Here is a 23813-nt window from a genome sequence, read left to right on the forward strand (position 1 = left end):
GAAAACTCAGCCCGCGCGCCGATGGCGCGCCATCGTCACGGCGGTGTCGATCGCGGCGACGAGGCTGCCCGGATCGGCGCGGCCCGTGCCGGCGAGATCGAGCGCGGTGCCGTGATCGACCGACGTGCGGATGATCGGCAGGCCGAGCGTGACGTTGATGCCTTCGCCGAACGTCGCGTACTTGAGGACCGGCAGTCCCTGGTCGTGAAACATCGCGAGCACGCAATCCGCATGCTCGAGGTAGCGAGGCTGGAACAGCGTGTCGGCCGGGTACGGGCCGCGCGCGTCGATGCCCGCCGCCCGCGCGCGTTCGAGCGCCGGCTCGATCACGTCGATTTCCTCGCGGCCGAGATAACCGTTCTCGCCCGCGTGCGGATTCAGGCCCGTCACGAGGATGCGCGGCGCGGCAAGACCGAAGCTGCCGCGCAAGTCGCGATCGACGATCGCGAGCGTATCGGCAAGACCGTCGATCGTCAGCGCGGCCGACACGTCCTTGAGCGGCAGGTGCGTCGTCGCGAGCGCGACGCGCAGCGGGCGCTCGCCCGTGCCCGCGAGCATCATCACGACGCGCGGCGTGTGCGTGCGCTCGGCGAGATATTCGGTGTGACCGGTGAACGGCACGCCCGCATCGTTGATCGTGCTCTTTTGCAGCGGCGCGGTGACGATCGCGTCGTATTCGCCGGCGAGCGCGCCGTCGATCGCCGCATCGAGCAGATCGAGCACGTAGCGCCCGTTCGCCGGATTCAGCTTGCCGGCTTCGGCCGGCGCGGCAAGCGCGCGATGCACGACGGCGACATGCGCGTCGGCGACATGCGCGTCGGCGACATGCGCATTCCCGACGTGCGCGCCTGCGACATCCGCATTCGCGCCGCCCGCCGTCACGCGCACCCAGTCGACGCCGACCGCGGCCGCGCGCTGCGCGATCAGATTCGCGTCGCCGAGCACCGTGAAACGCGCGTCCGGCCAGCGCGTCGCCGCGTCGGCGAGCGCGCGGGCCGTCAGCTCGGGGCCGACGCCGGCCGGCTCGCCGGTCGTGATCGCGATGCGCAGCGGCTGCGGGCTGGCGGACATGATGCGCCTATGCGCTTACTGGGCGACGGGCAGCTTGATCTGCACGTACGACGAATCGCGCAGCTCGCGCAGCCAGTCCGCGTACGCCTGCTCGGCCTTGCGCTGACCGATCGCCTGGCGAGCGATGTCCATCTGCTGCTGCACCGAGCCTTCCGCGTCGCGTCGGCCGAGCACCTGGATCAGGTGGTAGCCGTACTCGGTGCGCACCGGGTTGCTGACCTGGCCGTCCTGCAGCGCGTTCATCGCCCGCTCGAATTCGGGCACCGTCTCGCCCGGGCTGATCCAGCCGAGATCGCCGCCCTGCGAAGCCGAGCCGTCCTGCGAATAGGTGCGCGCGAATTTCTCGAAATCGCTGCCCGCCTCGATCTGCCGGCGGATGTCGATCAGCTGCTGGCGCGCCTGCGATTCGGACTTGCCTTCGCCGACGCGCAGCAGGATGTGGCGCACGTGCGTCTGCACGATCTTCGGCGACGCGGCCGGGTTCTGGCTCGCGCGGCGCTCGACGAGGCGCACGATCTCGAAGCCGTCCGGCACGCGGATGAGCGTCGGGTTGACCTCGCCGGGGCGCAGCTTCGACACGGCGTCGACGACGTCCGACGGCAGCGACGACGGCGACTTGAAGCCGAGATCGCCGCCCTTCTTCGCGTCGTCGGCCTCCGAATTGTTCTTCGCGAGCCGCTCGAAATTGGCGCCCGACGCGAGCGCCTGCTGCAGCAGGCCTTCCGCCTTCTTCTGTGCGACGTCGATGTCCGCTTGCGGCGCGCTCGTCGGGGCCTTCACGAAGACGTGCTCGAGCCGCAGATCCTGCTGCGAGCCGGCGTTCGGGCCGCGCTGGCTCGCGATGTAGCTCGCCACCTCGGCGTCCGACACGGTGATCTTGCTGTCGACTTCCTTCTCGCGCAGCTTCGAGAGCATCAGCTCGGTGCGGGCATCGCCCACGAACACGTCCCACGGCACGCCTTGCGCCACGATGCGCGCCTTGTACTGCTCGAGCGACATCCCGTTCGCCTGCGCGAGGCGGCCGAGCGTCGCCTGCACGGTGGCGTTGTCGACGACGATGCCGTCGTCCTTCGCCCGTTGCACCTGGATGCGCTCGAGCACTATCTGGTTGAGCACCTGTGCGCGCAACTGGTCCATCGGCGGCACGGGCGCGTTCTGCTGCTGCAGGCGGCGCGCGATCAGGCCGGCGCGCTGATCGAGCTCGCGCCCGGTGATCACGTCGTTGTTGACGACGGCGACCACCTCGTCGGCGAGCGACGCGCCCTGCGCGCGCAGCGCCTGCGCGGACGCGGCCGGCGCGACCGTGATGAGCGACGCGAGCAGACCGGATGCGATAGCCGCGAAGCGAAGGGTTTTCTTCATTGCCACAGGTACTCCATTGAAAGCGGGCTGCGCGAACGCCGCTCGCCGCGAACGCCTCCTCGGCGGTTAATCGTAATTGCTGAAGCGCGACAGCGGCGCCGGCGCGGGCGGCAGCGGCGTGTAGCCCTGCACGCCGGCCCTGAACGCAGACACGAGGCCGTTGTCGACGCTCGTCAGACCCTTCAGCACGAGTTGCGCGAGCACGCGGGTCGACGAGTTCTGCTGCCCCGACGTATTCACGCCGTTCGCGTAGCGCTGGACGCCGACGCCGAGCGCCCAGCAGTCGGCATCGTACTGGAAGCCGACGAGACCGTCGACAACCCGGCTGCTCGCGAGATCGTAGTTGAAGCGGCCGACCGCATAGAGCCGCCGCGTGAGCGGCCATTGCGCGGACACGAGAACCTGGTTGATCGGCTCGTTGCTGAGCGTCGGGTTCTGCCGCGTGTAGCGATAGCCGACGTTGATCACGCGCCGTTCGCCCGGGCTGTAGCCGAAGCCGACGCTCGACTTCACGAGCTGGTTGTTGTCGACGTTGTACTGGAACGCGGTTTCCGACGCGAAGCCCGCGCCGAGCTTGACCGACGCGCCGAGGATCAGGTCCGAGTGCCGCGCCGTCGCGGGCGCCTCGGTCGGCTGCAGCGTCACGCGCTGGTCGGTGAAGTAGTACTGCTGCGCGATCACGAAGCGCGCGCGCTCGTCGCCCGTCGTCGGATTGATGAAGCGGGTCGTGAGCGCGGCCGTCAGGCGGTTCGCGTCGGCGATCCGGTCGTTGCCGACGAACGTGTTCGGCGTGAAGATCTCCGCGAGCCCGAAGTCCGACACGGCCGTGTCGAAGAGCGGCGCGTCCGACTGGTTCCGGTACGGCGTGTACACGTAGTACAGGCGCGGCTCGAGCGTCTGGATGAAGTCCTGGCCGAACAGGCGCACCGAGCGGTCGAAGATGAGCCCGCTATCGAAGCTGAGCGTCGGGATCGAATAGGTGAAACGCTTCGGCTGGCCGGGCACGCCGCCCGTCGTCGTCGTCAGGTCGTACGACGCGATGTGCAACTGCGCCTTCGGGACGACGAAGTAGCCGGGACCGTACAGCCCGTACGACACGTACGGGTTGAACATCACGCGGTCGCCTTCCGGCTGGTCGGCGGTCGTGATCCGGAAGCGCGAATAGTCGGCTTCCGCGCCGAAGTCGAAGCCGCCGACGTTGTACTTCGCGTACTTCACGTTCAACTGCGGCTCGCGACCGTACGGCGCGACCGACGGCGCGAGCGTCTGCCAGTGCTGGTAGCGCCCGAGCACGGACCACGGCCCGTTGTTGTATGTCAGGCCGGCTTCCTGCTGATAGATGGTCTGGATCCCGTTCAGGAACTGGTTCGTCGACCCCAGGTCCTCCGGATACGTGTTGTCCGAGACCTTGTTGTAATAGACGTAGCCGCCGAAGCCGTTGCCGAAGTTCTGCTGGTGCTGCCAGTAAATCGCGTAACGGTTGCGCTTCGCGACACGGTCGTCCGGCAGGTATTCGCCCGTCAGCGTGCCCGAGTAGTTCGTCGACAGATAGCGGAACGTCGCCTGCGTGAAGATCCCGCGCTTCGAGATGATGTGCGGCGTGACCGTCAGATCGCGGTTCGGCGCGATGTTGAAGTAATACGGCAGCGCGAACTCGAAGCCGCTCGACGAATCGAGCGAGAACGTCGGCGGCAGGAAGCCGCTGCGCCGCTCGCCCGACAGCGGAAACGTGAGCCACGGGCTGCCGAAGAGCGGCACGCCCTGGAAGAACAGCACGCCGTTGCGCGCGACGCCTTCGTCCGCGCCGGTATCGAAATCGAACTCGCTGCCCTTGATGTACCACGCCGGGTTCGACGAGCACTGGCAGCCGGTGTACGTGCCGTTCGTGAACACCGAGCGCTCGCTGTCGAGCAGTTGCACCCGCTCGGCGCTGCCCGAGCCGCCCGTCGCCGTGAAATGGTACTTCGGCGTCGTCATGAAGCCCTGGTTCGCCTCGACCTTCAGATGCGCCTCGGGGCCCGAGAACGTCGTGCCGCCGTTCGACACCGTGACCTTGCCGTACGCGTCGGCCATGTCGGTGTCCTGCTCGTAGTGGATCGCCTGCGCCTTGACGACCGCGTTGCCGCGGCGGATCTCGGCCGAGCCCTTCGCGGCGAGATCCTGATCGGCCGTGCCGCTCGTGTGGTCGCCGAGCACGAACGTCGCCGGCTTGCCGCTCTGTTTTTGCGGATGCTCGTCGAGCTGCGGCGCGAGGCGCAGGTCCCACGGCGAACCGAACGTCTGCGGCTCGGCCGCGACGCCCGTCAGTTGGGCCTGCGACACCGCCGGCACGAGGCCCGGTACGGCCAAAAGCGCGACCGCGAGCCGTTTTTTGCGCGGCGCGGCATCGCAAGCTGGGACGAGCGGGAATAACGTTTTAGGCGGCATCTATCGTTCGGCGAATCGACCCTGTCAAACCCGGCCTTCGCACGCCGCAGCCCGCGCAATCGAACCGTGACTGCGGCTTCGCGCATACCGGGGGAAAACGGGCAAACGGACGGCGTAGCGGGCTGCGGGCCCGCGCCGGCGGGAATTGACACGGGACGCGTCAAAAAAGTCGTGGGGTATTATATGGCAAGACGTTCCCCCTCCCCGACTTTCAATGACGCAGCCTCCAGCCGATCCCCGTCTCACCCGTCTGCGCACCTGGCTCGCCGCTTTCGCCGGCCGCTACGCGCTCGACCCGGCGTCGCTCGCCCCGGCGTCCGCCGACGCGAGCTTCCGCCGCTATTTCCGCGTCGCGAGCGCGGCCGCGCCGGGCGGCACGGCGATCGCCGTCGACGCGCCGCCGCCCGAGAAGTGCCGCGAGTTCGTGCAGATCGCGCAATTGCTCGACGCGGCGGGCGTGCACGCGCCGAAAGTGCTAGAGCACGATTTCGACGCGGGCTTCATGCTCGTCACGGATCTCGGCACGCGCTCGTACATCTCGGCGCTCGACCCCACCGCGCCCGCCGCCGCGCGGCCGCTGATGCGCGACGCGCTCGACGCGCTGATCCGCTGGCAGCTCGCGTCGCGCGAAGGCGTGCTGCCGCCGTTCGACGAAGCGTTCCTGCGCCGCGAGATGGAGCTGATGCCCGAGTGGTACGTCGGCCGGCATCTCGGCAAGACGCTCCCGGACGACGCGCGCGGCGTGCTCGACCGCACCTTCGCGCTGCTGATCGCGAGCGCGCAGGCGCAGCCGCAGGGCTACATGCTGCGCGACTTCATGCCCCGCAACCTGATGATCGCGCAGCCGAACCCCGGCGTGCTCGACTTTCAGGACGCGGTCTACGGGCCGCTCACGTACGACGTCGTATCGCTCCTGCGCGACGCGTTCATCAGCTGGGACGAGGAGTTCGAGCTCGACTGCTTCGCGTACTACTGGGAAAAGGCGAGGAAGGCGGGGCTTCCCGTCGAGCCGGACTTCGGCGAGTTCTACCGGCAGCTCGAATGGATGGGCCTGCAGCGCCACATCAAGGTGCTCGGCCTGTTCGCGCGGATCAACTACCGCGATCACAAGCCGCACTATCTCGCCGACCTGCCGCGCTTTCTCGGCTACGCGCGGCGCGTCGCGCTGCGCTACCGGCCGCTCGCGCCGTTCGCGAAACTCCTCGACGAACTCGAAGGCAAGACGGCCGACATCGGCTACACGTTCTGAACGATGACGCACACACTCGATACGGCGATGATCTTCGCCGCCGGGCGCGGCGAACGAATGCGCCCGCTCACCGACACGACGCCGAAGCCGCTTCTTGCCGCCGGCGGCAAGCCGCTGATCGTCTGGCAGATCGAGCGGCTCGCCGCGGCGGGCATCCGCACGATCGTCGTCAATCACGCGTGGCTCGGCGCGCAGATCGAGGCCGCGCTCGGCGACGGCTCGCGCTGGGGCGTGCGGTTGCGCTACTCGGCCGAGCGCGAGGCGCTCGAGACGGCGGGCGGGATCGCCCAGGCGCTGCCGCTCATCGAGGACGGCGCGGGCCCCAAGGTGTTCGTCGGCGTCGCGGGCGACGTCTACGCGAACTTCGATCACGCGACGCTGCGCACGCGCGCGGCCGCGCTCGCGGCGGCCTCCGAGCCCGGCATGCACCTCGTGATGGTGCCGAACCCGCCGTTCCATCAGGCGGGCGATTTCGCGCTCGACGGCGACGGCCTGCTGTCGCTCGACGGCGCGCCGCGCGTCACGTTCGGCAGCATCGCGCTGTACGACACGCGGATGTTCCGCGCTCTGCCCGCCGGCACGCGCCGCGCGCTCACGCCCTATTATCGCGAGACGATCGCCGCGCGCCGCGCGACGGGCGAGCTATACACGGGGCTGTGGGAGAACGTCGGCACGCCCGCGCAGCTCGGCGAACTCGATGCGGCGTTGAGGGCTCCCTCCGGCCGGTCAGTCGGCTGATCGATTGGATGTCCGGTTCGCCGTTCGGCTGATCGGCTGATCGATTGGCTCGGCCGCTCGGCCGGTCGATCGCTTGGCTGCACGCCTGCTCGAGCGCTCGACCGGTCAGCCGCTTGGCTTCCCGTTGCGCTCATGCTCGACTGCGCGGCTTTCGGTGAGTTTCACGGTTTCGCGATTGCTCGGCTTTTCGGCTTTTCGGCTTTTCGGCTTTTCGGCTTTTCGGCTTTTCGGCTTTTCGGCTTTTCGGCTTTTCGGCTTTTCGGCGCCGCATCGTCGCGGCGGCCGCCGCCGCCGTCAAACCTCTTCCGCCGCCGCGCCGTCGGCCGCCGCGCGCTGCTGCTGCAGCGCCCACATCTGCGCGTAAAGGCCGTCCGCGCGCAGCAGTTGCGCGTGCGTGCCGCGCTCGACGATGCGCCCGTGGTCCATCACGATGATCTGGTCCGCATGCACGACGGTCGATAGCCGGTGCGCGATCACGAGCGTCGTCCGGTGCCGCGCGATCTGCTCGAGCTCGTGCTGGATCGCGCGCTCGGAGCGCGAATCGAGCGCGGACGTCGCCTCGTCGAACAACAGAATCGGCGGGTTCTTCAGGATCGTCCGCGCGATCGCGACGCGCTGCTTCTCACCGCCCGACAGCTTGAGCCCGCGCTCGCCGACCGGCGTGTCATAACCCTTCGGCAAGCTCTCGATGAACGCGTGGATGTGCGCGGCGCGCGCGGCCGCGATCACCTCGTCGCGCGTCGCCGAAGGCCGGCCGTACGCGATGTTGTAGTAGATCGTGTCGTTGAAGAGCACCGTGTCCTGCGGCACGATGCCGATCGACGCGCGCAGCGTTTCCTGCTTCACGTCGCGGATGTCCTGGCCGTCGATCGTGATCGCGCCGCCCGCCGTGCGATCGAGGTCGTAGAAACGGAACAGCAGCCGCGACAGCGTCGACTTGCCCGAACCGCTGTGGCCGACCACCGCCGTCGTCGTGCCGGCGTCGATCGTGAAATCAACGCCGTGCAGGATCTGCCGCGACGGCTCGTAGCTGAAATTGACCCGCTCGAAGCGCACCTGCGCGCCGCTCACCTTCAGCGCGCTCGCGCCGGGCGCGTCGTCCACTTCGCGCGCCGCCGACAGCAGCCCGAACATCCGGTCCATGTCGGTCAGGCTCTGCTTGAGCTCTCGGTAGACAACGCCGAGGAAGTTGAGCGGAATGTACAACTGCAGCATGAACGTGTTGATGAGCACGAGATCGCCGAGCGTGAGCTTGCCCGCGAGCACGCCCTGCGTCGCGCGCCACAGGATGAACACGAGCCCCGTGCCGATGATCACCTGCTGGCCGAAATTCAGGAACGACAGCGAATTCTGCGAGCGGATCGCAGCCTTCCGATAGCGCTTCAGATTTTCGTCGTAACGCTGCGACTCCCATTCCTCGTTGCCGAAGTACTTGACCGTCTCGTAGTTGATCAGCGAATCGATCGCGCGCGAGTTCGCCCGCGAATCGAGCTCGTTCATCGTGCGGCGGAAATGCGTGCGCCACTCGGTCACCTTCACGGTGAACCCGATGTACGCGACGAGCGCGGCGAAGGTCACGTACGCGTAGTACGCCTCGTACTTGACGACGAAGAAGCCGAGCACGAGCCCCACTTCGACGAGCGTCGGCAGGATGCTGTAGAGCGAATACGAGATCAGCTGCTGGATGCCGCGCGTGCCTCGCTCGATGTCGCGCGACATGCCGCCCGTCTGCCGCTCGAGATGAAAGCGCAGCGACAGGCCGTGCAGATGCCGGAACACCTGCAGCGCGAGCCGCCGCACCGCGCTCTCCGTCACCTTCGAGAACAGGATTTCGCGCAGCTCGGTGAAAAGCGACGTCGACAGCCGCACGAGCGCATAGGCGACCACGAGGAGCCCGACCCCGCTCGCGAGCACGATGCTCGCCGACTGCTCGGCGCGGCCGAGCGCGGTCAGTTGCTGGACGGCGGCGAGGCCGTCGACGATCCGCTTCATCACGACGGGCACGCCGAGGTTCGCGACCTTCGCGCCGATCAGGCACGCGAGCGCGAACGCGACGCGCCACTTGTAGGCAGTCAGATACGGCAGCAGCGAGCGGATCGTCTGCCAGTCGTTGCGCGGCCCGGTCACGACGGGCGCGGGCTCGGAGGAAGCGGGATAGCGGCGCATGGGGAGTTCGTGGTTCGCTTCGTCGGTGAAAGTGCGCGTGCTTGGGGCCGTAGCCGTCGCGCGGTGCGGCGTACGCGGCGGGGCTCCGGCGGCCGAATCGCGCAGATCGTCGCGCATGGTCGAATGGCATGGCGCGAAGGCACAACCCGCATGCGACCAGCACGGCCCGGCGTGCGCGGCTCGGCGTGCGCCGCTCGACCTACGCAGCCTGACCTACGCGACGCGGCGTGTGCGGCGCGGCCCAAGTTCACACTTTCTCGTACAATTTCATAACTTTGCATTGTCGCAGAAGCCGGTTCGCGCCGCTGCCCGCCGCCTCGCAGGCGCCGGTCCGCGAAAACGCGCGAGCCGGCCGTTTTTCTTACAGGATGGAAGCTTCAACCATGACCGATTCGTCCCTGCAACTCCCGCAAAAACCGCCCGCGCTGCGCGTCGTGCCGCAACCGTCCGACGCGAACGTCCACGGCGACGTGTTCGGCGGCTGGATCATGGCGCAGGTCGACATCGCGGGCTCGATCCCGGCGAGCCGCCGCGCGAACGGCCGGGTCGCGACGGTCGCGGTCAATTCGTTCCTGTTCAAGCAGCCGGTGTTCGTCGGCGATCTGCTGAGCTTCTACGCGAGCATCGTGAAGACGGGCAACACGTCGGTGACGGTCGACGTCGAGGTCTACGCGCAGCGGATGAGCCTGATGAGCGAGATCGTCAAGGTGACGGAAGCGACGCTCACCTACGTCGCAACCGACTCCGATCGCCGCCCGCGCGCGCTGCCGCCGCTCGAATAAGCGCCGCCGCGTTTTGCGCGCGTTTCGCCCGCGTGTTGCACCGGCGCGCGGGCCGCGCGGGCCGCGCACGGGGCGCCGCGGCGATGCGCGCCGCGATTTGCTTTGCCTCGCCCGCTCAGTGCGCGGCGAGGCCGAACTCGCGCATCGCCGGAATGAAGTCGTGATTGAGCTTCGGCTTGCGCGACAGCTTCGCGAGCACGTAGCGCTGAAACGGCGTGAGCGTCGCCCACTGCACGGCGGACGGCGCCGGCAGCCCGGCCAGCCCGCTCTGCGCGACGAGCGCATCCGGCACCATCTCGACGCCGCGCCAGGCCGGATGCTCGTCCGGCTGGAACCACGTCGGCTCGACGTTCGCGTGCGTGCGCAGCATCTCGAAGAGCGCATGATCGAAATTCGGCTCGATCACGACGTCTTCGTCGGCCGGAAAGCGCGCGAGCAGCTTGCGATCCTCGATCGGCAGCATCTGCCATTGCTCGAGCGAGATCCTGAGCCCGAAGCGGTCGAGGTTGAAACGGACGATCATCGGAATGTAGGTCAGATCCTCCGACGATTCGATTTCGAAATTGAACAGCAACGGCGCGTCGCTCAGTCCCATGTTTGCACCCACTATGACGTTTGCCGGCACGTTTGGCCCGTCTGGAGTATTTTAGAACCTTCGCGACGAGCGGGGCGTGCCGCCTGACGTCGCGCCCCGCTCGCCCATCCCGCCCAATCGAAGGAGCCCCCCGTGAGCCTGTCCGAAACCGTCGAACCCCGCGGCATCGTCGAGCTCGCGGTGCGCAGGCGGCGCGGCGACGCGTTCGAGGCGGCCGTCGACAGCGTCGGCCAGGAATGGCCTGTCGCGCTCGTGTTCAACGGCATCTCGCATGCGGTGATGATGTGCACGCCGCGCGATCTGGAGGCGTTCGCGGTCGGCTTCGCGGTGTCGGAGGGCATCGTCGGGCGCGGCAGCGACGTGAAGGACATCGAGGTCGTGCTGCACGGCGACGGGCCGCTGCCGCACGCCGAAGTGCAATTGACGGTCGTCCAGCAGGCGTTCGCCGCGTTGAAGGAAAAGCGCCGCGCGCTCGCGGGGCGCACCGGCTGCGGCGTATGCGGAATCGAAAGCATCGATCTGCTCGATCTCGTGCCGGAACGCGTGCCCGATACCGGCTTTCTCGCGCGCCTCGCGCCGGATGCGATCGCACGCGCGGCGCGCGATCTTCCCGCGCATCAGGCGCTCACGCGGCAAACGGGCGGCCTGCACGCGGCCGCGTGGTGCGACGCGGCAGGCGCGATCGTCCATGCGTTCGAGGACGTCGGCCGCCACAACGCGCTCGACAAGCTGATCGGCACGCTCACGCTTGCGCGCGCCGACATGACGAACGGCTTCGTGTTCCTGTCGAGCCGCGCGAGCTACGAGCTCGTGCGCAAATCCGCGCGCGTCGGCATTCCGATGGTCGCGACGATCTCCGCGCCGTCGTCGCTCGCGATCGAGATCGCGCGGCAGGCCGGGCTGCGGCTCGTGAGCTTCTGCCGCGAGGCGGGCTACGTCGACTACGGCACCGCGTAGCGCGCCGCCGCATCGCCATTCGTGCGCGCCGGCGAGCGACGAGCCGCCGCGCCGGAATTCGCACGCGGACGGGGCGGCCGGCAAGCCGCCGCCTCGCGCAGCCGCCGCAGCAGCAGCGGCCGCAGCCACGCTCAGTCGAACTGACGGAAGTCCGGCTTGCGCTTCTCGAAGAACGCGGTGATCGCCTCGCGCACTTCGGGCGAGCGCAGCATCTTGCCGAACTGCTCGCCTTCCTCCGACATCCGCGCGGCGACTTCCGCGCCGGCCCCCTTCTTCAGGAACGCCTTCGTCGCGCGCAGCGACGACGCCGGCAGCGCGACGAGCTTCGCCGCCTGCTCGGCCGCGAACGCGTCGAGGTCCGCGGCGGGCAGCACGCGGTTCACGAGGCCGATCCGGTGCGCTTCGAGCGCGTCGAACGGCTCGCCGAGCAGGAGCTTCTCGGCGGCGACCTGATGGCCGGCGAGGCGCGGCAGCAGCAGGCTCGACGCCGCCTCCGGGCACAGGCCGAGCTGCGCGAACGGCAGCGACAGTTGCGCGGTGTCGGCCGCATAGACGAGATCGCAGTGCAGCAGCAACGTCACGCCGATGCCGACCGCGACGCCCGCGACCGCCGCGACGATCGGCTTTTGCGCGCTCGCGATCTGGCGCAGGAACTGGAACACGGGCGCATTCTCGTCCTTCGGCGGCGCCTTCATGAAATCGTCGAGATCGTTGCCCGCGCTGAAGTTGCCGTCGCTGCCGCGAATCAGGATCGCGCGCACCGATTTGTCGTCCTGCGCCGCGGCGAGCGCATCGGCCATCGTCTGGTACATCGCCGCGGTGATCGCGTTCTTCTTCGACGGGCGCGCGAGCGTGATCGTCAGCACGCCGCCCGCGTTTTCGACCTGGATATCCATCTGAGCCGTCTCCATGGCTGTTTCCTGCGATAAACAAAAGAAAACGGTGCGCGAGCTGGCCGCCCGCGCACCGTCGTCATCATGCGTCGCGCGCTCCGCTCAGAGGCGCTCGATGATGCCCGCCGCGCCCATGCCGGTGCCGACGCACATCGTCACCATCCCGTACTTCAGGTTGCGACGGCGCAGCCCGTGCACGACGGTTGCCGCGCGAATCGCGCCCGTCGCGCCGAGCGGGTGGCCGAGCGCGATCGCGCCGCCGACCGGGTTGACCTTCGACGGATCGAGGCCGAGATCGCGGATCACGGCGAGCGACTGCGCGGCGAACGCCTCGTTCAGCTCGATCCAGTCGATGTCGTCCTGCTTCAGGCCCGCCGCCTTCAGCGCGGCCGGAATCGCTTCCTTCGGGCCGATGCCCATGATCTCCGGCGGCACGCCGCGCACGGCGAAGCTGACGAAGCGCGCGAGCGGCGTCAGGTTGAACTGCTTGAGCACCTTCTCAGACACGACGAGGAGCGCGCCCGAGCCGTCCGACGTCTGCGAGCTGTTGCCCGCCGTCACCGAGCCCTTGTTCGCGAACACCGTCTTCAGCTTCGCGAGGCCTTCGAGCGACGTGTCCGCACGCGGACCTTCGTCGAGCGCGATCACGCGCGTGTTCGTGTCGATCGCGCCCGTCGCGAGATTCGGGAAGCGCTCGATGATCGTGTACGGCGCGATCTCGTCCTTGAACTCGCCCGCCTGCTGCGCGGCGAGCGCCTTCCGGTGCGATTCGACCGAGAACGCGTCCTGGTCCTCGCGGCTCACCTTCCACTGCTCGGCGACGCGCTCGGCCGTGAGGCCCATCCCGTAAGCGATGCCGACGTCTTCGTTGCGATCGAAGATGTGCGGCGACATCGACGGCTTGTTGCCCATCATCGGCACCATGCTCATCGATTCGACGCCGGCCGCGAGGATCGCGTCCGATTCGCCGACGCGAATGCGGTCCGCCGCCATCGCGAGCGCGGTGACGCCCGACGCGCAGAAGCGGTTCACCGTCACGCCGCCGACCGTGTTCGGCAGGCCCGCGAGCAGCGCGCCCATCCGCGCGACGTTCAGGCCCTGCTCGGCCTCGGGAATCGCGCAGCCGACGATCGCGTCTTCGATCAGCTTCGTGTCGAACTCCGGCACCTGCGCGATCGCCGACTTGATCGCGTGGACGAGCAGCTCGTCCGGGCGCGTGTTCTTGAATGCACCGCGGGGCGCCTTGCCGATCGGCGTGCGGCTTGCGGCGACGATGTATGCGTCTTGCAACTGTTTGCTCATTTCTCGCTCCTGTCGACCGGAGCCGGCGCCTCAGCGCCGACTCCGGTCCCATGCAAAGTTGTCCGCTCGACCCGATCAGTTGCGAACCGGCTTGCCGGTCTGCAACATGCCCATGATCCGCTCCTGCGTCTTCTGCGTACCGAGCAGCTCGACGAACGCACGGCGCTCCAGCGCGAGCAGCCATTCCTCGTCGACCGTGCTGCCGGCCTCGACGTCGCCGCCGCACACCGCCTCGGCGATGCGGCTCGCGATCAGGAAGTCGTGATCGCTGATGAAGCGGCCGTCGCGCATGTTGACGAGCTGGGCCTTGATGGTGGCGATCGCCGAGCGGCCGGCCACCGGGATTTCCTTCGCCTTCAGCGGCGCGCGGTAGCCCGCCGCCGCGAGGCCGCGCGCTTCCTTCTTCGCGACGTCGAGCAGTTCGAACACGTTGAACACGATCGTGTCGGACGGCTTCACGTAGCCCATCGCGCGCGCTTCGTGCGCGGACATCGACACCTTCGCCATCGCCGCGTTCTCGAACGACTTCGTCAGGAACTTGAGCAGCTCGCTCGTCATGCCCGCGGCCGTCGCCGCTTCCGCGCCGCGCAGCGCCGCTTCCTTCAGGCCGCCGCCCGCCGGCACGAGGCCGACGCCCACTTCGACGAGCCCGATGTAGCTCTCGACGTGCACGACGCGCTTCGCGCTATGCAGCATCAGCTCGCAGCCGCCGCCGAGCGCCAGGCCCGACACCGCCGCGACCACCGGCACGTGCGCGTACTTCACGCGCAGCATGCCTTCCTGGAACTTCTTCACGAACGGCTCGATGCCCGCAGCGCCGCCCATCATGAACGCGGGCATCGCCTCTTCGAGGTTCGCGCCGGCGGAGAACGGGCCGCCCGGATTGCCGAGCTTGAGCGACGTCGGCTGCCAGATCACGACCGCCTTGTAATCCTTCTCGGCGAGATCGATCGCCTGCGCGAGGCCGTCGATCACGCCCGGGCCGATCGTGTTCATCTTCGACTTGAACGACACGATCACGACGTCGTCCTCGCCCGCGCGGTCGTCCACCCACGCACGCACCGAGTCGGTTTCGAACAGCGTCTTGCCGAACGTCTTCGGATCGCGGCCCGCTTCGCCGAGCAGCGGCGCGCGGAACACCTGCTTGCCGTAGACAGCGAGATTCGAGCGCGGCGCGAAGCGCTTCGTCGCGGGCGACCACGAGCCTTCGGCCGTGTGCACGCCGCCCTGGTCGGCGACGACGCCTTCGAGCACCCACGCGGGCAGCGGCACGCCGGCGAGCGCCTTGCCGGCCGCGATGTCTTCCTGCACCCACTCGGCAACCTGCTTCCAGCCCGCGGCCTGCCAGCCTTCGAACGGGCCTTCGTTCCAGCCGAAGCCCCAGCGGATCGCGAGGTCGACGTCGCGCGCGTTGTCGGCGATCGACTCGAGATGGAACGCGATGTAGTGGAACACGTCGCGGAAAATGGACCACAGGAACTGCGCGTGCGGATGCTGCGTCTCGCGCAGGAGCTTCAGGCGCTCCGCGGGCGGGCGCTTCAGGATGCGGCCGACGGTCTCGTCCGCCTTCGCGCCGGAATCGACGTACGAAAGCGTCTTCGCGTCGAGCACCTTGATCGCCTTGCCTTCCTTCTTGTAGAAGCCGCCGCCCGTCTTCTGGCCGAGCGCGCCCTGCTCGACGAGCTTCGCGAGCACGGCGGGCGTCTTGTAGACCGGGAAGAACGGATCGTCGGCGAGGTTGTCCTGCATCGTCTTGATCACGTGCGCCATCGTGTCGAGGCCGACCACGTCCGCCGTGCGGAACGTCGCCGACTTCGCGCGGCCGAGACGGCTGCCGGTCAGATCGTCGACTTCGTCGAAACGCAGGCCGAACTTCTCGGCTTCGGTGATCACGGCGAGGATCGAGAAGATGCCGACGCGGTTCGCGATGAAGTTCGGCGTGTCCTTCGCGCGCACGACGCCCTTGCCGACGACGCTCGTCAGGAACGTTTCGAGCTGGTCGAGGATTTCGCCGCGCGTGTGCGTGGTCGGGATCAGCTCGACGAGGTGCATGTAGCGCGGCGGGTTGAAGAAATGCACGCCGCAGAAGCGCGCCTTCAGCTCGTCGGCGAAGCCGTCGGACAGCGTCGTGATGGACAGGCCCGACGTGTTGGTCGCGAAGATCGCGTGCGAAGCGATGTGCGGCGCGACCTTCTTGTACAGGTCGTGCTTCCAGTCCATCCGCTCGGCGATCGCCTCGATCACGAGGTCGCAGTCGGCGAGCTTCGCGATGTCGTCTTCGTAGTTCGCGGGTTCGAGATATTTCGCGTCGTCCTTCACGCCGAACGGCGCGGGCGACAGCTTCTTCAGGTTCTCGATCGCCTTCAGCGCGATGCCGTTCTTCGGGCCTTCCTTGGCGGGCAGATCGAACAGCAGCACCGGCACGCGCGCGTTGACGAGATGCGCGGCGATCTGCGCGCCCATCACGCCGGCGCCCAGCACGGCGACCTTGCGAATGTTGAAATTGCTCACGGGACTCCTCCGGATTGAGCCGCGCGTCGCCGGTCGTGAGGACGCGCGCGCGGCGTGTGAGTGCTAAGAATCGGTCGTTCGGGCGGTGCGCGTCGCGCGCCGCCCGGCGGTCGCTTTAGAACAGCGCTTCGTCGACTTCCATCATCGTCTTCGCGCCGGCGCGCGCGAGACGGATCGACGCCGCCGTTTCCGGCAGCAGGCGCGCGAAGTAGAAGCGCGCGGTCGCGAGCTTCGACTTGTAGAACGGATCGCCCGACGCTTCCTTGTCGAGCGCGATGCGCGCCATCCGCGCCCAGAAGTACGAGAACACCAGATGACCGACGGTGCGCAGGTACGGCACGGCCGCCGCGCCCACTTCGTCCGGGTTCTGCATCGCCTTCATGCCGACTTCCATCGTCAGCTTCTGCACCTTCTCGCCGATGTCGGCGAGCGGCGTGACGAATTCGGACATTTCGGGCTTCACGCCTTCCGCCTCGACGAACTCGGCGACGATCTTGCCGAACTTCTTCAGCTTCGCACCCATGTCGCCCAGCACCTTGCGGCCGAGCAGGTCGAGCGCCTGAACCGAGTTGGTGCCTTCGTAGATCATGTTGATCCGCGCGTCGCGCACGTACTGCTCCATGCCCCATTCGGAGATGAAGCCGTGGCCGCCGTAGATCTGCATCGCGTGGTTCGTGCACTCGAACGCGTTGTCGGTCAGGAACGCCTTGATGATCGGCGTGAGCAGCGCGACGAGATCCTCCGCCTCCTTGCGCACCGCCTCATCCCCGTGCGACAGCACCTTGTCGATCTGCAGCGCCGACCAGTACGTGAATGCGCGCGCGCCTTCCGCGTACGCCTTCTGCGTGAGCAGCATGCGGCGCACGTCCGGGTGAACGATGATCGGATCGGCCGGCTTGTCCGGCGCCTTCGGGCCCGTCAGCGAGCGCATCTGCAGGCGCTCCTTCGCGTACGTGAGCGAGTTCTGGTACGCGACTTCCGTGAGGCCGAGGCCCTGCATGCCGACGCCGAGACGCGCGGCGTTCATCATCACGAACATCGCGTTCAAGCCCTTGTTCGGCTCGCCGATCATCCAGCCCTTCGCGTTGTCGAGGTTCATCACGCACGTCGAGTTGCCGTGGATGCCCATCTTGTGCTCGATCGAGCCGCACTTGACACCGTTGCGCTCGCCCGGCTCGCCCGACGCCTCGGGGACGAACTTCGGCACGATGAACAGGGAGATGCCCTTCGTGCCATTCGGCGCGTCCGGCAGGCGCGCGAGCACGAGGTGAACGATGTTCTTCGAGAGGTCGTGTTCGCCGCTCGAGATGAAGATCTTGGTGCCGGTGATCGAATACGTGCCGTCGCCGTTCGGCTCGGCCTTCGTGCGCAGGATGCCGAGGTCGGTGCCGCAGTGCGGCTCGGTCAGGCACATCGTGCCCGTCCATTCGCCCGACACGAGCTTCGGCAGATAGAGTTTTTGCAGCTCCGGCGCGCCGTGCGCGTGCAGACATTCGTACGCGCCGTGCGACAGGCCCGGATACATCGTCCATGCCTGGTTCGACGAATTCAGCATTTCATACAGCGCGTTGTTGACGAACGCGGGCAGGCCCTGGCCGCCGTAATCGGGATCGCAGCCGAGCGCGGGCCAACCGGCCTCGACGTACTGCTGATACGCTTCCTTGAAGCCCGTCGGCGTTTTCACGACGCCGTCGCCGACATACGTGCAGCCCTCGCGGTCGCCGACCTGGTTGAGCGGGAAGAGCACCTCCGAGCAGAACTTGCCCGCCTCCTCGAGCACCTGGTTGATCGTATCGGCGTCGAGATCAGCATGCTTGGGCATCTGCTTGACCTCGGCTTCGACGTTCAGAAGCTCGTGCAACACGAATTGCATGTCGCGCAACGGCGCGGCGTACTGTCCCATGACTCTCTCCAAGATAAGGCAATCGGCTCGAGCTCCCCGGCGGCGGTCGTGCCGCCGCTAACGGCTCTCGCTCTGGTACGAAACAATCGTCTTTTCAAGCGCGGCCCACGTGAGGCGCACGGCGTCCGGCTGATGCAGGAAGCGTGCGTCGTGATGCAGACCGAGCGTGAAGCTGTACAACTCGAAGAGCATCAGGTTCGGATCTGTGTCCGCACGCAGATGCCCTTCTTCCTTCGCCTGCGAAATCGCGCGCAGCAGCGCGGCGCGCCACGCTTTCACGCTCGCGATCAACTGCTCGCGCACCGCGCTGTCCGGGCGATCGTCGTATTCGACGGCGCCGCTGATGTAGATGCACCCCGTCGTCACTTCCTGGATGCGCTTCTCGATCCAGCGCGCGAGCATCGCCCGCAAGCGCGGCAAACCGCGCGGCTCGCGCAGGCTCGGAAAGAACACCTCGTTCTCGAAACGATGGTGGTACTCGCGCACGACCTCGACCTGCAAGTCGTCGCGCGATCCGAAGTGCGCGAACACGCCGCTCTTGCTCATCTGCATGCGCTCGGCCAGCAGGCCGATCGTCAGGCCCTCGAGCCCGTCACGGCTGGCAAGGTCCAATGCTGCTTCGAGTATCGCGGCACGCGTCTGTTCGCCTTTTCGCATAGCTTTTAATAACCGTTCAAGGTGACCGAATAAAATCGAACGGCCGTACTATTATTGAGTGCGGCCGTCGGCGAAACAAGGAAATTATTAGAAATCGGTTTCTAACCGTCCCCGCTATTTTGCAGGGTCGCGCGCCCTTGGGAGGAGGCCCTGTGCAGGCCGCGGCGCGCCGCTTGCGCAAGCGAATGAAGCGAATGCTTAGTCGTATCCGCCGACCGTCAGAAGCTTCATCGCGCCCCGGTACGCGGTGTACGCGAACCAGTTGAGGAACCGCTCGACGGCGGGCCGCGCCGCATAGAGCGCGGGGTCGATCTCGCGGCCGTCGGCGAACGCGGCGGCGATCGCGTCGCGCAGCGCGGCCGTCTCTTCGCGGTGCCGCACGAGCACGACGTTCGCCTCATTGTTCAGCATCAGGCTGAGCGCGTCCAGATTCGACGAGCCGACGGTCGCCCAATGATCGTCGATCACCGCGACCTTGCCGTGCAGCATCGTCCGGTCGTATTCGGCAACCCGCACGCCCGAGCGCAGCAACGCATGATATAGGAACGGCACCGCCATATCGAGCGACGCGAATTCGTTGCGCCCGATCAGTATCCGCACGTCGACGCCGCGGCGCGCCGCGCCGGCAAGCGCGCGGCGCAGCTTGCGCCCCGGCATGAAGTACGGATTCGCGAGCAGGATCGACTGGCGCGCGCGGCCGATCGCGGCGAGATACGCCTTCTCGATCGCGCGCCGGTTCACGACGTTGTCGCGCGCGACGAACGCGGCGCTAGGCTCGGTCACGTTGCGCAGCGCGCCCGCCTTCACCCAGCGGTGGCTGCGCATCCAGCGGCGAAAGCGCGCGGCGAACGCCGGGCTGTCGACGCCGTGCGGCATGAACTCCGCAAAGCGCTTGTGGCCGGCCGCGATCCGGTGCCACTGCACCTCGAACGCCGCGCGTATGTCGGCGACGACAGGCCCTTGCAGCTCGAGCGCGAAATCCCAGCGCGGATACGGCAGGCGCTCGCCGTTCTGCTCGAAGTCGTCGACGATGTTGATGCCGCCGCAGAACGCGTGCGCGTCGTCGACGACCGCGAGCTTGCGGTGCGTGCGCGAGAAGCCGAAGCGGCCGAACAGATAGGGGTTGTAGATCTGGTGCTCGACCCCCGCGTCGGGCCACGTGCCGAACAGCGGCAGGCGCTCGGTGCCGATTCCGTCGGTGATGACCCGCACGTGGACGCCGCGCGCGGCCGCGCGGATCAGCGCGTCGGAGACCGCGCGGCCCACCGCGTCGTCGCGAAAGATGTAGGTTTCGAGCGCGATGCGCTCGCGCGCGGCGTCGATCCGCTCGATCAGCGCGGGGAAGAACGCCGCGCCGCCGTCGCAAAGCCGCACCGCGTTGCCGGACGTGAACGCGAGCCGCGACGCGGAGCCGCGCTCGTGCAGGAACATCTGCCGCAACTGCGCGAGACGGTGGCGAGTCTTGCCGCTCATGCTGCGCGCGACGCGAGGCGCTCGGGCAACTGCAGGATCGCCTGGGCGTTCGACGGCGAATAGCAGCGCGCGGCCGCGTCGCGATAGGGCAGCCACAGATAGTCGGTGTGCTCGCGCGGCGACAGCGTCACGTCGACGCGCCCCGGCACCTCGAGGCTGAACCAGTGCTCGGTGTTGCGCGTGACGCCGGGCGCGTAGCGGTGCAGATATTGCGGGTAGATCGTGTATTCGATCGCGTGATGCCAGTCGACGAGCGCGGCGGGCGGAACGCCTGGGCTGCCGACGACGATGCCCGTCTCCTCGGCGACTTCGCGCGCGGCGGCCTGGGCGATCGGCTCGTCGAGCGCATCCTTCGACCCCGTGACGGACTGCCAGAAGTCGGGCTGATCGGCGCGCTTGATGACGAGCACGTCGAGCGCGGGCGTATGGATCACGACGAGGACGGATTCGGGGATTTTCGGCGGTTTCGTCATCGGGAAGTCATCGGCGCCAGCCCGCGCGAAACGGCGGGCAGCGCGGCACCGTCAAAAAACCATGGGTCCGACTGTACCGCAAAAAACGAAAAAGGCGCATTGCGCGCCCATTTCTGCGGTTTCCTTCGGCTACCGCCGATGCCAGCCAAACGCCATCGAATGCGGTGGCCGGAGACAGTGGCCGAATGCGGTCGGTTGCCGCCGGCCGCGCCGAGCGCGGGCCGATCCGGAAACCGGATTCGGCCGCGGCCGGCGCGCGGCGCGCCTTACGCCTTCGGCTGCTCCGGCTGGCGCAGGCGGATGTGCAGCTCGCGCAGCTGGCGCTCGTCGACGGGGCTCGGCGCCTGCGTGAGCAGACACTGCGCGCGCTGCGTCTTCGGGAACGCGATCACGTCGCGGATCGAATCGGCGCCCGCCATCATCGTGACGATGCGGTCGAGGCCGAACGCGATCCCGCCGTGCGGCGGCGCGCCGTACTGCAGCGCGTCGAGCAGGAAGCCGAACTTCGCCTGCGCCTCTTCCGGCCCGATCTTCAGCGCGCGGAACACCTTGCTCTGCACGTCCTCGCGGTGGATACGCACCGAGCCGCCGCCGATTTCCCAGCCGTTCAGCACCATGTCGTACGCCTTCGCGAGGCAGCGGCCCGGGTCGGTCTCGAGGTATTCGAGATGCTCGTCCTTCGGGCTCGTGAACGGATGGTGCGCGGCGACATAGCGCGCGTCCTCGTCGTCGTATTCGAACATCGGGAAATCGACGACCCACAGCGGCTTCCAGCCCGACTCGACGAGGCCGCTCGCCTTGCCGAACTCCGAGTGGCCGATCTTCAGGCGCAGCGCGCCGAGGCTGTCGTTGACGACCTTCGCGCGGTCCGCCGCGAAGAAGATGATGTCGCCGTCTTGCGCGCCCGTGCGCTCGAGGATCGCCGCGATCGACGCGTCGTGCAGGTTCTTGACGATCGGGCTTTGCAGGCCGTCGCGGCCCTTCGCGCGCTCGTTGACCTTGATCCACGCGAGACCCTTCGCGCCGTAGATGCGCACGAATTCCGTGTAGCCGTCGATGTCGCCGCGCGTGAGCTCGCCGCCCTTCGGCACGCGCAGCGCCGCGACGCGGCCGTCCTTCGTGTTCGCGGGCGTGCTGAACACCTTGAAGTCGACGTCCTTCATCGTGTCGGTGAGCTCGGTGAATTCGAGCTTCACGCGCAGGTCCGGCTTGTCCGAGCCGAAGCGCGCCATCGCCTCGGAATACGGCATCACCGGGAATTTCGCGTCGAGCTCGACGTCGATCGTCGTCTTGAAGATGTGACGGATCATGTCCTCGAACAGGTCGCGGATTTCCTGCTCGCCGAGGAACGACGTCTCGCAGTCGATCTGCGTGAATTCCGGCTGGCGGTCGGCGCGCAGATCCTCGTCGCGGAAGCACTTCGTGATCTGGTAGTAGCGATCGAAGTTCGCGACCATCAAGAGCTGCTTGAAGAGCTGCGGCGACTGCGGCAGCGCGAAGAACTGGCCCGCGTTCACGCGCGACGGCACGAGGTAGTCGCGCGCGCCTTCCGGCGTGCTCTTCGTCAGCATCGGCGTTTCGATGTCGATGAAACCCTGTTCGTCGAGGTACTTGCGCGCCTCGATCGCGACGCGGTAGCGCAGGCGCAGGTTGTGCTGCATTTGCGGACGGCGCAGATCGAGCACGCGGTGCGTGAGGCGCGTCGTCTCCGACAGGTTGTCGTCGTCGAGCTGGAACGGCGGCGTGACCGACGCGTTCAGCACGTTCAGCTCGTGGCACAGCACTTCGATCTTGCCGCTCTTCAGGCCGGCGTTGACCGTGCCTTCCGGACGGCTGCGCACGAGGCCCTTCACCTGGATGCAGAACTCGTTGCGCACGCCTTCGGCGGCCGTGAACATTTCGGCGCGATCCGGATCGCACACCACCTGCACGAGCCCTTCGCGATCGCGCAGGTCGATGAAGATCACGCCGCCGTGATCGCGGCGACGTTGGACCCAGCCGCACAGCGACACCGTCTGGCCCAGCAGGTGTTCGGTCACGAGACCGCAGTATTCAGTTCGCATCGACATGATGTTTGCTTTCTTTCGTAGTGGTCAACGGGGAGAGCCGCTCTCTCTCCCGGGCATTACATAGGCGGCTCGACGGGGCGGCGCGCGGGCGCGGCCGCGGGCGCCGGGGGCGCGACGACGCCCATCGAGACGATGTACTTGAGCGCGGCGTCGACCGACATGTCGAGCTCGACGACCTCGCTTTTCGGCACCATCAGGAAGAAGCCGGACGTCGGATTCGGCGTCGTCGGCACGTAGACGCTCACGTACTCTTCCTTCAGGTGATTGACCACGTCGCCGCCCGGCGTGCCGGTGAGGAACGCGATCGTATAGGCGCCGCGGCGCGGATACTCGATGAGGAGCGCCTTGCGGAATGCGTTGCCGCTGCTCGACAGCAGCGTGTCGGACACCTGCTTCACGCTCGTGTAGATCGGCCCGACGACGGGAATGTGCCGCACGACCGCGTTCCACCAGGTGACGAGCTTCTGGCCGATGAAATTCTGCGTCGCGAGCCCGACGACGAAGATGAACGCGAGCGTCAGCACCGCGCCGATCCCCGGCAGCCGGAAGCCGAGCAGCCGCTCCGGCTGCCACGATTCGGGCAGCAGGAGCAGCGTCTGATCCATCGTGCCGATGATGAGCCCGAGCACCCACAGCGTGATCGCGAGCGGGACGAGAACCAGGAGTCCGGTCAAAAACACCGATTTGAGGGTCGTCTTTTTCATCATCTGCCGTCGAAAAATCGCGCCGGTTCGCCAGGCGCGGAGCGCGCCGCCGACACGGGCGGCGCAGCCGTCAAGTGCTGCTCGCGGGCGCGGCGGCGGGCGCGGGCGCGGCCGGCGCGCTCGCCGCCGCGCCGTCCGATGCGGCGGCGGGCGCTGCCGCCTTGTCGCCGTTCGCCTTGTCGCCGTCCGCGGCCGACGCGCCTGCCGGCGCGCTCTTGCCGCCCGAACCGCCGCGGAAGTCCGTCACGTACCAGCCCGAACCTTTCAATTGAAACCCAGCCGCCGTGACCTGCTTGCGAAACGCGTCCTTCCCGCATTCCGGGCACTGCGACAGCGGCGCGTCGCTCATCTTCTGAAGCACATCCTTCGCGTAACCGCACGCTTCGCAACGATAGGCGTAGATCGGCATGGTATTTTCCCGCAGAAACAATAACCGGTATAAAAGGCTTGCAAAGCCTTGAATTATAGCCGAAAGGCGGAC

Annotated in this window: 19 protein-coding genes; 4 read left to right on the plus strand and 15 right to left on the minus strand. The window is 67.6% G+C overall.

Features of this window, described 5'->3' with window-relative positions; genetic code table 11:
• Positions 1-6 precede the first annotated feature (6 nt).
• The 3 genes from pdxA to WT60_RS16955 form a co-directional block, all read right to left on the minus strand.
• Positions 7-1071, minus strand: coding sequence for a 4-hydroxythreonine-4-phosphate dehydrogenase PdxA (gene pdxA, locus WT60_RS16945; RefSeq protein ID WP_038751196.1), 1065 nt, complete (start codon positions 1069-1071; stop codon positions 7-9).
• Positions 1072-1086: 15 nt separating this feature from the next.
• Complete coding sequence (locus WT60_RS16950; protein ID WP_059643997.1) at positions 1087-2433, minus strand: peptidylprolyl isomerase; 1347 nt, start codon at positions 2431-2433, stop codon at positions 1087-1089.
• A 66-nt stretch (positions 2434-2499) separates the two neighbouring features.
• Positions 2500-4860, minus strand: coding sequence for an LPS-assembly protein LptD (locus WT60_RS16955; RefSeq protein ID WP_060355576.1), 2361 nt, complete (start codon positions 4858-4860; stop codon positions 2500-2502).
• A gap of 214 nt (positions 4861-5074) precedes the next feature.
• Between WT60_RS16955 and WT60_RS16960 the strand changes: the two genes are divergently transcribed.
• Complete coding sequence (locus WT60_RS16960) at positions 5075-6109, plus strand: phosphotransferase (RefSeq protein ID WP_059644003.1); 1035 nt, start codon at positions 5075-5077, stop codon at positions 6107-6109.
• Between the two features lie 3 nt (positions 6110-6112).
• Positions 6113-6847: an N-acetylmuramate alpha-1-phosphate uridylyltransferase MurU gene (murU, locus tag WT60_RS16965; RefSeq protein ID WP_060355575.1), complete on the plus strand. Its 735-nt coding sequence runs from the start codon at positions 6113-6115 to the stop codon at positions 6845-6847.
• Positions 6848-7141: 294 nt separating this feature from the next.
• Here murU and WT60_RS16970 read toward each other — a convergent pair whose 3' ends face one another.
• On the minus strand, positions 7142-9013 hold the full coding sequence (locus WT60_RS16970) for an ABC transporter ATP-binding protein/permease (protein WP_059577310.1): 1872 nt from the start codon (positions 9011-9013) through the stop codon (positions 7142-7144).
• A 368-nt stretch (positions 9014-9381) separates the two neighbouring features.
• Here WT60_RS16970 and WT60_RS16975 point away from each other — a divergent pair, with 368 nt between their 5' ends.
• Positions 9382-9795 (plus strand): acyl-CoA thioesterase, encoded by a 414-nt coding sequence (locus WT60_RS16975; protein ID WP_100185318.1) that lies wholly within the window; start codon positions 9382-9384, stop codon positions 9793-9795.
• A gap of 115 nt (positions 9796-9910) precedes the next feature.
• On the opposite strand, the gene WT60_RS16980 is transcribed toward WT60_RS16975, so the two are convergent.
• Complete coding sequence (locus WT60_RS16980; protein ID WP_038751184.1) at positions 9911-10390, minus strand: nitrate reductase associated protein; 480 nt, start codon at positions 10388-10390, stop codon at positions 9911-9913.
• Positions 10391-10522: 132 nt separating this feature from the next.
• On the opposite strand from WT60_RS16980, the gene fdhD reads away from it, so the two are divergent.
• A complete protein-coding gene (fdhD, locus tag WT60_RS16985; protein WP_038751182.1) occupies positions 10523-11347 on the plus strand; it encodes a formate dehydrogenase accessory sulfurtransferase FdhD in 825 nt (274 codons plus the stop codon).
• Positions 11348-11478: 131 nt separating this feature from the next.
• Here fdhD and WT60_RS16990 read toward each other — a convergent pair whose 3' ends face one another.
• The 10 genes from WT60_RS16990 to WT60_RS17035 form a co-directional block, all read right to left on the minus strand.
• The gene (locus WT60_RS16990) at positions 11479-12243 is read right to left on the minus strand and encodes an enoyl-CoA hydratase (RefSeq protein WP_059577287.1); all 765 of its coding nucleotides are present in this window, start codon (positions 12241-12243) and stop codon (positions 11479-11481) included.
• Positions 12244-12342: 99 nt separating this feature from the next.
• Positions 12343-13542 carry an acetyl-CoA C-acyltransferase gene (locus WT60_RS16995; protein WP_038751178.1) on the minus strand — a complete coding sequence of 400 codons (1200 nt, stop codon included), beginning with the start codon at positions 13540-13542 and terminating at the stop codon, positions 12343-12345.
• Positions 13543-13617: 75 nt separating this feature from the next.
• Positions 13618-16053 carry a 3-hydroxyacyl-CoA dehydrogenase/enoyl-CoA hydratase family protein gene (locus WT60_RS17000; protein WP_059670227.1) on the minus strand — a complete coding sequence of 812 codons (2436 nt, stop codon included), beginning with the start codon at positions 16051-16053 and terminating at the stop codon, positions 13618-13620.
• Positions 16054-16168: 115 nt separating this feature from the next.
• Positions 16169-17956 carry an acyl-CoA dehydrogenase C-terminal domain-containing protein gene (locus tag WT60_RS17005; RefSeq protein ID WP_038751175.1) on the minus strand — a complete coding sequence of 596 codons (1788 nt, stop codon included), beginning with the start codon at positions 17954-17956 and terminating at the stop codon, positions 16169-16171.
• Between the two features lie 57 nt (positions 17957-18013).
• Positions 18014-18613, minus strand: a complete 600-nt coding sequence (locus WT60_RS17010) for a TetR/AcrR family transcriptional regulator (protein WP_004522799.1) — start codon at positions 18611-18613, stop codon at positions 18014-18016.
• 198 nt (positions 18614-18811) lie between these two features.
• On the minus strand, positions 18812-20086 hold the full coding sequence (clsB, locus tag WT60_RS17015; protein WP_059644012.1) for a cardiolipin synthase ClsB: 1275 nt from the start codon (positions 20084-20086) through the stop codon (positions 18812-18814).
• Complete coding sequence (gene nudB / locus WT60_RS17020) at positions 20083-20559, minus strand: dihydroneopterin triphosphate diphosphatase (protein ID WP_059577295.1); 477 nt, start codon at positions 20557-20559, stop codon at positions 20083-20085. The genes clsB and nudB overlap by 4 nt, the downstream gene beginning before the upstream one ends.
• 266 nt (positions 20560-20825) lie before the next feature.
• Complete coding sequence (gene aspS, locus WT60_RS17025; RefSeq protein ID WP_060355574.1) at positions 20826-22628, minus strand: aspartate--tRNA ligase; 1803 nt, start codon at positions 22626-22628, stop codon at positions 20826-20828.
• 56 nt (positions 22629-22684) lie between these two features.
• A complete protein-coding gene (locus WT60_RS17030) occupies positions 22685-23335 on the minus strand; it encodes a DUF502 domain-containing protein (RefSeq protein ID WP_038751168.1) in 651 nt (216 codons plus the stop codon).
• A gap of 67 nt (positions 23336-23402) precedes the next feature.
• Entirely contained in the window at positions 23403-23741 is a 339-nt protein-coding gene (locus tag WT60_RS17035) for an FmdB family zinc ribbon protein (RefSeq protein WP_060355573.1), read from the minus strand.
• Positions 23742-23813 lie beyond the last annotated feature (72 nt).

This window comes from Burkholderia sp. MSMB617WGS (assembly GCF_001532025.2).
GTDB lineage: Bacteria > Pseudomonadota > Gammaproteobacteria > Burkholderiales > Burkholderiaceae > Burkholderia > Burkholderia savannae.

Excerpts from the sequence above, each read along its gene's own strand:
- WT60_RS17035 (WP_060355573.1), bottom strand. The coding sequence starts at position 23,741 with ATGCCGATCTACGCCTATCGTTGCGAAGCGTGCGGTTACGCGAAGGAT.
- WT60_RS17005 (WP_038751175.1), bottom strand. The coding sequence starts at position 17,956 with ATGGGACAGTACGCCGCGCCGTTGCGCGACATGCAATTCGTGTTGCAC.
- murU (WP_060355575.1), top strand. The coding sequence starts at position 6,113 with ATGACGCACACACTCGATACGGCGATGATCTTCGCCGCCGGGCGCGGC.
- pdxA (WP_038751196.1), bottom strand. The coding sequence starts at position 1,071 with ATGTCCGCCAGCCCGCAGCCGCTGCGCATCGCGATCACGACCGGCGAG.
- WT60_RS17030 (WP_038751168.1), bottom strand. The coding sequence starts at position 23,335 with ATGATGAAAAAGACGACCCTCAAATCGGTGTTTTTGACCGGACTCCTG.
- WT60_RS16980 (WP_038751184.1), bottom strand. The coding sequence starts at position 10,390 with ATGGGACTGAGCGACGCGCCGTTGCTGTTCAATTTCGAAATCGAATCG.
- WT60_RS17010 (WP_004522799.1), bottom strand. The coding sequence starts at position 18,613 with ATGCGAAAAGGCGAACAGACGCGTGCCGCGATACTCGAAGCAGCATTG.
- WT60_RS16995 (WP_038751178.1), bottom strand. The coding sequence starts at position 13,542 with ATGAGCAAACAGTTGCAAGACGCATACATCGTCGCCGCAAGCCGCACG.
- WT60_RS16975 (WP_100185318.1), top strand. The coding sequence starts at position 9,382 with ATGGAAGCTTCAACCATGACCGATTCGTCCCTGCAACTCCCGCAAAAA.
- nudB (WP_059577295.1), bottom strand. The coding sequence starts at position 20,559 with ATGACGAAACCGCCGAAAATCCCCGAATCCGTCCTCGTCGTGATCCAT.
- WT60_RS16970 (WP_059577310.1), bottom strand. The coding sequence starts at position 9,013 with ATGCGCCGCTATCCCGCTTCCTCCGAGCCCGCGCCCGTCGTGACCGGG.
- WT60_RS16960 (WP_059644003.1), top strand. The coding sequence starts at position 5,075 with ATGACGCAGCCTCCAGCCGATCCCCGTCTCACCCGTCTGCGCACCTGG.
- aspS (WP_060355574.1), bottom strand. The coding sequence starts at position 22,628 with ATGTCGATGCGAACTGAATACTGCGGTCTCGTGACCGAACACCTGCTG.
- clsB (WP_059644012.1), bottom strand. The coding sequence starts at position 20,086 with ATGAGCGGCAAGACTCGCCACCGTCTCGCGCAGTTGCGGCAGATGTTC.
- WT60_RS16950 (WP_059643997.1), bottom strand. The coding sequence starts at position 2,433 with ATGAAGAAAACCCTTCGCTTCGCGGCTATCGCATCCGGTCTGCTCGCG.
- WT60_RS16990 (WP_059577287.1), bottom strand. The coding sequence starts at position 12,243 with ATGGATATCCAGGTCGAAAACGCGGGCGGCGTGCTGACGATCACGCTC.
- WT60_RS16955 (WP_060355576.1), bottom strand. The coding sequence starts at position 4,860 with ATGCCGCCTAAAACGTTATTCCCGCTCGTCCCAGCTTGCGATGCCGCG.